The following is an 8,161-nucleotide window of genomic DNA, read 5'->3' as shown; positions in this document are numbered from 1 at the left end:
GGTAATGTCTATGAATCCAAAGCTTATCCGAATAACAGCACACTGCAAACCGCGCTGGGCTATAGCGATAAGTTGCAGTTCCTCGGAAACGAAGAAGGCAGAACAAGATACATCGCTGCGGAAGGCACTAATCCTGCGAGGTTGGAATATGACTACATGATCAAGGATCACCTGGGAAATGTAAGGGTGTTGATCACCGAAGAACAAAAAGTAGACAAATACCCGATCGCTACACTCGAAGATGCCAAGCTGGCGACGGAAGAAAAATATTACACCATCGATGCCGCACAGATCGTGGACGTAAGTACCATGAGTTCCAACGCGCCTTCACCGGCCTATGACAATGACAACGGCATCGGCAACAATCCGAGCGATCCGACTTTTGAATCTACCACCAGCCAGAAGATGTACCGCGTAAACTCGGGCACCAATAAAATGGGACTGGGCATCACGCTCAAAGTAATGGCGGGGGACAAGGTGGATGTTTTTGGGAAAAGCCATTGGTATACACCGAATACATCCGGTACTCCGAATGTGGCACCGGTGGTGCTGGATATCTTATCTGGTTTACTCGGTGCACCGGGCAGTGCTGCTGCCGGTAAAGCCACGGCCAGTCAGTTGAATGCGATCACCGATATCACTACGCCGCTTGGCGCCTTTATCAATGACCCAAGCCGGGATAATGCGAGTTATCCGCAACGTCCGAAAGCCTTTATCAACTACATTTTCTTCGACGAACAGTTCAAGATGGTCAGCGGTGGCGCCAGCCCGGTAAATCTGACCGGTTTTACCAAAGACCACTTCTCTGACTTGCAAAATCTCGCTGCCATCAAAAACGGTTATCTTTATGTCTATGTGAGTAATGAGAGTCCCGTGAACGTGTTCTTTGATAACCTGCAACTTGTTCATACGCGAAGTGCCTTATTAGAAGAGACGCATTATTATCCCTTTGGGCTGACGATGGCGGGGATAAGCGCTAGATCAAAACGGTCAACAAATAAATTCAAGTTTAACGAAGCGACAGAATTAGCTAATAATGAATTTAGTGATGGAACCGGATTAGAGTTATATGAAACAAGATTTAGAGGGTATGATCATCAAATTGGCCGATTTTGGCAAATCGATCCTTTGGCAGAACTTCATCTTGATCTTACTTCATACGCGTACGTAGGTAATAATCCTTTACTATTCAATGATCCATTGGGACTTGATACGGTTAGAGTGTCAGGTTCTGGTTCTAAAACCATTAAGATTAAAAATGGTGATATCCTTGAGTGGAAAGACGGAGATAAAACATCGTATTACAAATACGATCCAAGTAATCCTAATGCTAAAAATGGCTTTGTTGGGCAAGGAGTGGATGAAGGGGACAATGATGCGGTTACAGTAGTAAGTCGAAGCAAAGCATCGGCTAATCCATACCAATTACCCATGTGGTTTGATCCTTTTTTAGGCGGGGCAGAGTACCATTTAGGTAAAACACTGGAAAAGTATAAGCTTGACGGATATGGCAGTGGAAGGCCTCTTATGCCAGGGCCTGCACAGCGGATATTTGATAGATCTTTTCCTAAAGGATCATATAGCAGGACACGGCCTGTTAATATTCATCTTCCTGCAGTGGGAAGGTCCATTCAAGTGCCGCGTTATGTTGTTAGTGCAACAGGACAGGTATTGAAATTTACAGGTATCGCCTCCAGTGTTTATGGAACTTGGTCAACCGAACGCCTGGCAAGGGCAGGAGAAATATCAGAAGTTCACCGGTGGACAAATCATGCGATGACTGTTATAAGCTATTTGGGACCAGGTGGTCTCATCGTGAGCCTTGTTTATAGTGTCATTGGCGAAGAACTTTTATTCAATAGCGGCCCTGGGTATGATGCATTAGGAAATCAAATGGCTACAAGTATGCTTGAAAGAGGGTTTCAATAAAAAATATATGATATGACTTTATATTATCGCTTTTGTGCTACAATTCATTATTTCTTTGACAAGAAATTGAAACTGACAGATCCTGGGATTTACAGTATTCTTTTTATTTCTATGATAGAATCAATATATGTGTTGGGAGTAGGCTATGTTTATTTTTTGTTTAAGAATGTAGTTATCCCTGACGTCTTTTTTAATGTAATGTACGGAGTTATGACTGCCTTAATTATTTTGAACTATTTTATTGTATATAGAAGAGAAAAGCAGTACAAATACTACGAGAATAAACTTAATCCTTACCTCGTTATTTTTATTATCATTTTAGGCTATGCATTGATGGGGGTAGGAGGTCATTTACAACGTAATCTTAATCTGACAGGTAGTATTTGGAGTGATTAGTAAACTGGGACCCAATAAGCCAGCCGGATGGGATTCAGTAGTATGAGTCGAGGCAAATTCAGGAGATTCATTAAACTTTAAAAAGAATATGATGATTAAGTTAATACAAGTATTCTGCCTTGTTATTTCAGTCCCAGTTTTCGCACAGAAATGTGATCTGGTAAAAATTGAGGTGTATTGCGCAAGTAGGAATATTGCTACATTTAGTGATGTGTCGTGTTCCAGGTTTGATAGCAGTTTTTCCGGCAGTAAAACCCTTTTCACAATTACTAATTCCGATACCCTTAGATTAGTTGCCGATCGATTGACAAACTTGAAATATAAAAAGAAATCGTTTCCCATTGATGTAAGGGCCAAGATGAAAATTTACTATTTAGACGGAACGGTGACTGAAATTTGTTCAAGTAAATTTAACATTGTTGTTGTAAATGGCAGGAATGTTAAACCAAATACCAAACTCAATAGTTTGATTAATTATTACTGGGAGATATCGGGCGTTGATCATTTTAAAAAGCAGAAGTAGAAATAAAATATGGAAAAATGTCGCAAATAGTTACCCAGGGATGATGCTACCTGTATACGAAGGTTATATTTTGAATGTAGATTAATTGCGATCGATCCAATTTCTATTAGGATACGATGTTTCAGTTGGCTTGAAGAATTTTACATATAGCTTTGTTTGTGCTTCAGTTTAAATTTTCAGGATCAATCCACAGAAACATCGCGATATCTTTTATACCTCGATGTTTTTCCAAAAACTTTTGAGTCGACCACTAGCGAAAAAATATACTGCTGAACGCTAGCCCCAACAAAATGGAGTTAGGTATCACGCTCAAAGTAATGGCGGGAGACAAGGTGAATGTGTTTGGCAAAAGTCATTGGTATACACCCAATACATCTGGTTCTCCGAACGTGGCACCGGTAGCATTGGATATCTTATCCGGTTTACTCGGTGCACCGGGCAGTGCTGCTGCCGGTAAAGCCACAGCCAGCCAGTTGAATGCGATCACAGACATCACCACACCGCTTGGTGCGTTTATCAATGATCCCACCCGCGATGATGCGAGCTACCCGCAACGCCCCAAAGCGTTCATCAACTACATCTTCTTCGATGAGCAATTTAAGATGGTCAGCGGTGGTGCCAGCCCGGTGAATCCGACTGGTTTTACCAAAGACCACTTCACTGACCTGCAAAACCTAGCTGCCACCAAAAACGGTTATCTTTATGTCTATGTGAGTAATGAGAGTCCGGTGAATGCCTGTGCCGATACTTCGGCATTCTTTGATATCCCGAAGTATCGGGATGCAGTTGGTGCATACGCGAAGCGCTTTGCTCGAAGAAACACATTACTATCCCTTTGTCCCGAGAATTCGGGATGACGATGGCGAGAATCAGCTCGAAAGCCGCGGCAGAGTTGAAGAACCGGTTTAAATACAACGGTAAAGAAGAACAGCGCGAGGAGTTTAGTGATGGTAGTGGGTTAGAGTCGACGGATTATGGAGCGAGGATGTATGACAATCAGATAGGGCGGTGGCATACAGTAGATCCAATGTGTGAAATGGGACGTCGATGGAGCCCATATAAGTATGCAATGGACAATCCATTAAGTTTTATTGATCCGGATGGTATGTGGGAAGCAACAGCAATAGGCTGGTATACAAATGATCCCGAAGAAATTAAAGTTTTTATAAGAAAACTTCAAGGGGGCGGACAGGAGGACCCGGACAAAAAGAAAATTCGGGATAAATATGGTGTTAATCCGTATGAATGGCATGATGACTTAGACGGCAGGAATTCAGCCGATATTATAAGAAAGACATTAAGATCAACTGCGGCTAGAGGTCTTCTTTCAGCAAGGCAACTTTACACTACTGCAATTGGCGAGGGATTAAATATCTTTTTACAGAAAATCGATGACCCCAACAGCGAGGTAAGTGGATATAGCTTTCTTGGAACTGACCATTTTGCATCAGAGGCAGCAGAGCTCAAACGACAAGGATACCTGCCTAAGGATTTTAATGTTGGGGAAGAATATACTGTTGAAACAAATACAAATGAATTAGGACAGGCAGTGAATTCAGCTATTTTTAAAAACCTCGAGTCGGCTTTAATTGCGTTTAGTGCTGTGGCTCAGCATAGAGCACAAGCAGCTATTAATGCAGGTGAAAAATTGGGATATGGCAATAATATGACTTAAGATCAACTTTATTTTTGGAGCTATGTTTTCTTTCAAAGTCCAGGTTCAAGAGGTCAGACTATTCTGAAGCAATCTGGTTCCTGGGATTTTAGCGAGTTGAAAATTGATAAAAAAAATCAGAATCCGAGTGGTATACAGTCAAAAGCTTATCGGCGAATGGCAACATCAAGGTATATCGAACTAAAAGGAACATTATGATCTATAAAAATTTATTTAGCAAAGTCATATGTTTTACTTTGCTATTGGTTACGCATTTGTCGTATGGCCAATATGATAAAGAGTATACTGTTGTTGATGATATAAATCTTGATGGGAAAAGAGACAGCGTTATTATCCGTGAATCCTCAGAAACATCTGGATCCTATTACGAACTCAAATTTAAGTTCCACGGAAATAAAAATACATACACTGTTACGGCTGAATATGATTTTTCAAGGTTTTTATGTGCCATTCCTTTGCCTGACGAAGTTGATTTAAGGAACGTTTCATTTATACAGAAATTGTCTGAAAAAATTTGGGGTCTTCCTTACACTACAGTAGGTCGGGCGGAATTTAATTGGTATGATTGTATTATAGAAGGAGAGGAAAGTATTCCAGCTAATGCACCAATTGATTTCAAAAGTTCTTTCCGAGTTGCATGGCACAAAATGAAACCAGATGTAAAAAAGGGGTTCGCAACAACAGTGACATCAAATTCTACAATTTTAAATATTGCACCTTTTGATGATGAACGTAAATATAAAAAATATCTTATTGGGTACTTTGCAACAAATCATCGAAATCTTTCCTGTAGCCAAATTACGGCTAACCCCAAAGGTATCTCTCTTTATACTACAAACCATGGAGTCCTACTTAAGAAAAAAGAAGAATACGCTTGGATATTTATCAATGATATCACGGTTTTTAAATTTGGAAGTGACAAACTAAGATGGCCTTCTATAAAGAGTGCAAAAATGTTTAAAAACCTAGTTGTGATTAATACTCATTCTTTTTCTCAAAACGCGGATGCATTGTACATTATTGATATCAATTTGGGAAAAATAATAAGAATAAATAACGTTTACTGGAAAATTTTACAAATTGACGATTACACTATTGAGAATAATGAAATTAAGATAAATGCTTTATCTTCTGTAAAAAAAATCCCCTTATTAGAAATATTTAGTCAATAGAACGCTTCATTATGATTAGCTGAATATATTTTCATGAACTCCCTCGAAAAAATGAGGGAGTTATTTTATGCTGACGTAAGTTCCTCAGTTTTTCGTTCATTTGAAAGTTAACTAAACGGTTTAACGTAAAAGAAATTACGTTTTTACACTGTAAGTACCCCTTCACGCAGACAGTTTATTACTAGTATTTTCTGGTATAATTGATCTTTTGCTCCACTCTTGCGGAGTGTGGTTGCTAAGGGATTCATGTGGCCTTCGTTCGTTGTATTCAATCATCCATTCGGCTGTTAATTGCCTCACCTGATGTAGATCAAAGAACAAGTAGGCATCCAGCACCGCCTCTCATCATGAATACAAGCTGTACTTACGTCTGGAGAATATTGAACATAGCAAAACAAAAGTTCGTCATCCGCAAAGCAACGGGATCTGCGAACGTCTGCATCGAACTATGCAAGATGAGCTCTACGCTATTACCTTTCGAAAGAACATCTATCAAAGCAGCATCGAACAACTTCAGGCAGATCTCGACACTTGGTTGACCTACTACAATAACGAGCGGCCTCACAGTGGCCGATACTGCTACGGCAAAACGCCTATGCAAACATTTTTAGAATCCCTTAACTTGGCCAAACAAAAACTGTTGAACGAAACATCGTCAGCAGCTTAAATTTATTTAATCCAACCCTTTTGAAAACTTAAAATACCCTGACTGTAAGATCAAGTGTTAGCTATTACATTTTATAGTAGCCGGCTATCATTTCTCCTTACTCTTCTTATTAATCCCCACTGTTTCCTTGATCCCTTCAAACAAGGTTTTCCAGGCCAGGTTAAAAATTGACCGGTTGGTATTCCTTTCGTTCTTCACATCAATCTCCCGCGGCTCCTGGCCCTTGCGTTTGGGATTGGAATTTTTGGCCAGGATGTTCGCCACAAAACTGATCAGCTTTTTCTTTTCCAGTTTTTTGCTGTCTTCATCTTTTTCCAATACCGCCACCTTCAAATCCTCGTACAACATCAGCACTTTGCCGTTCATGTTGTAGTCATTACCCGCAAAGTTGAATTGCACTTTGTTGATCTTTCCCTCTTCGATCCGCGCCGGGCCCATCGGCTCGGCCAACACATTCACCGCCTTCGCATCCAATCCGCTCAACGTGCCACTTACATCAAAGCGTCCGTTGGGTTGCAGTAAGTAAAATTTCCATTTCACGTTGAAAGGAGTGATGTCGAGGAAACGCGTGTTGATGTCCACCGTCATCACATTGTTTTTCGCCACTTTTTCTTTTTTATTCGTCAGGTTGCGGATCACCGCCGTCGAGTTGTGGAAACGTACCTTGCCCGATTGCTGCGTTTTTGCATTTTTTTCTTTGTATTCCACATAGGTATTGTTCACAATCATCACCGGCACTTCGACCGGGATCGGCAGTTTACCCACGGCCTGGTGCGGGTAAGTACCCACACGGTTCTTTTTGTCGCGCGGGATCGACAGGTCGCGGTATATTTTAAATTGCGCCGCATCGATCGTAATGCTGTCTGCATAAAATGATTCGTTCAGCAGGTCCAGCATCTTCAGTCCCCTGATGGCAATGCCGCGGATGTTGAAGTCGAACCGGTCGTCCTGCGTGGGCAGGCTTCTTACAAAAGCATCTTCGCCTTTTTGCGGTTCGATGGCAAACCGTTTTACATAAGCCATGCTGTTATCAGAAGCAACAGTTATGCTGTCCGCCGTATACCGGTAAAGGCCATTCCCGGAGAACCAGGAGATGTTGCCACATTGCAGGTGCAGGGTGCGGGCAAAGAATAATCGTGTGGTATCCGCATTGGAAGCGCTGTCCACCGCCACATCCGACAGCACCAGCCGGGTGTCGATTAATTCGATGTTCTTGCGTTTCGTTTTCAGGTTTTGTGTGGAGATTATGCCCCCTGTTATTTCCACAGTGTCCATGTGGATCATATTCAATCCGCCCAGAATCTGCTCGTATACGGCCTTGTCCGGTACATTACGGGTCGTGTCGCCCTCCATGGTGTATTTGAGTTCGATCAGGGGATTGCTGATGGTTACCTTGTTGCCGCTGATCTCCTTGTTGAGCAGCGCCCGCGGCGTTTTTACGCCCGTTACGTGGAGGGAGGGTACCTGTATATGCATGAGCATAGCAGGCGTTCTGCCGGCGGCCCGCATTTCCTCCAGTTTAGTACTGTCGTAGTCGATGCGCAGATTGATAACGGAAAGGTTACCGTTTACTTCGTCGAGTTTCAGGTCATCATACGCAATTTTGTAGAGGCCATTGCCTTTGCGCAGTGCTTTCTCCAGCTCAGCACGGATGATCTGCTTTTTATAAGCGTTCCAGTAAAGGATGCCGCCGGCAACGGCTGTAACAATGATCAGTACCAGGCTGAGCAGAATGATCTTGCCTTTTGGGGTGGATGTTTGCTTTTTGTAGCGTTCTTTTATGGATGGCATAATCCCTA

Annotated in this window: 6 protein-coding genes and 2 pseudogenes; 6 read left to right on the top strand and 2 right to left on the bottom strand. The window is 42.0% G+C overall.

Translation table 11 applies throughout. The features are described 5' to 3' along the window. From H608_RS0110490 to H608_RS0110465, 5 genes are all read left to right on the top strand, one after another. A partial coding sequence (locus H608_RS0110490; RefSeq protein WP_028787644.1) for an RHS repeat-associated core domain-containing protein occupies positions 1–1,929 on the top strand: 1,929 nt, incomplete at its 5' end. Between the two features lie 12 nt (positions 1,930–1,941). Beyond that, positions 1,942–2,325 carry a hypothetical protein gene (locus H608_RS0110485; protein WP_155990122.1) on the top strand — a complete coding sequence of 128 codons (384 nt, stop codon included), beginning with the start codon at positions 1,942–1,944 and terminating at the stop codon, positions 2,323–2,325. Positions 2,326–3,138: 813 nt separating this feature from the next. Next, positions 3,139–3,705: a hypothetical protein gene (locus H608_RS0110475; RefSeq protein WP_028787641.1), complete on the top strand. Its 567-nt coding sequence runs from the start codon at positions 3,139–3,141 to the stop codon at positions 3,703–3,705. 2 nt (positions 3,706–3,707) lie between these two features. Beyond that, positions 3,708–4,523, top strand: coding sequence for an RHS repeat-associated core domain-containing protein (locus tag H608_RS0110470; RefSeq protein WP_038008105.1), 816 nt, complete (start codon positions 3,708–3,710; stop codon positions 4,521–4,523). A 194-nt stretch (positions 4,524–4,717) separates the two neighbouring features. After that, positions 4,718–5,695 carry a hypothetical protein gene (locus tag H608_RS0110465; RefSeq protein ID WP_155990120.1) on the top strand — a complete coding sequence of 326 codons (978 nt, stop codon included), beginning with the start codon at positions 4,718–4,720 and terminating at the stop codon, positions 5,693–5,695. 162 nt (positions 5,696–5,857) lie between these two features. Here H608_RS0110465 and H608_RS24090 read toward each other — a convergent pair. Then, positions 5,858–6,037, bottom strand: a pseudogene (locus H608_RS24090) (integrase core domain-containing protein); the annotation flags it as partial. A gap of 4 nt (positions 6,038–6,041) precedes the next feature. Here H608_RS24090 and H608_RS24085 point away from each other — a divergent pair. After that, a pseudogene (locus H608_RS24085) lies at positions 6,042–6,362 on the top strand (integrase core domain-containing protein); the annotation flags it as partial. An 87-nt stretch (positions 6,363–6,449) separates the two neighbouring features. Here H608_RS24085 and H608_RS0110455 read toward each other — a convergent pair. After that, the gene (locus H608_RS0110455; RefSeq protein WP_028787637.1) at positions 6,450–8,153 is read right to left on the bottom strand and encodes a hypothetical protein; all 1,704 of its coding nucleotides are present in this window, start codon (positions 8,151–8,153) and stop codon (positions 6,450–6,452) included. Between the last annotated feature and the right edge of the window lie 8 nt (positions 8,154–8,161).

Origin of the sequence: Terrimonas ferruginea DSM 30193 (genome assembly GCF_000425585.1) — a bacterium.
GTDB classification, from domain to species: domain Bacteria; phylum Bacteroidota; class Bacteroidia; order Chitinophagales; family Chitinophagaceae; genus Terrimonas; species Terrimonas ferruginea.
This window is presented reverse-complemented; position numbering and strand designations above follow the sequence as displayed.

Coding starts and splice junctions, on each gene's coding strand:
- H608_RS0110485 (WP_155990122.1), top strand. CDS start 1,942: ATGACTTTATATTATCGCTTTTGTGCTACAATTCATTATTTCTTTGAC.
- H608_RS0110475 (WP_028787641.1), top strand. CDS start 3,139: ATGGAGTTAGGTATCACGCTCAAAGTAATGGCGGGAGACAAGGTGAAT.
- H608_RS0110470 (WP_038008105.1), top strand. CDS start 3,708: ATGGCGAGAATCAGCTCGAAAGCCGCGGCAGAGTTGAAGAACCGGTTT.
- H608_RS0110465 (WP_155990120.1), top strand. CDS start 4,718: ATGATCTATAAAAATTTATTTAGCAAAGTCATATGTTTTACTTTGCTA.
- H608_RS0110455 (WP_028787637.1), bottom strand. CDS start 8,153: ATGCCATCCATAAAAGAACGCTACAAAAAGCAAACATCCACCCCAAAA.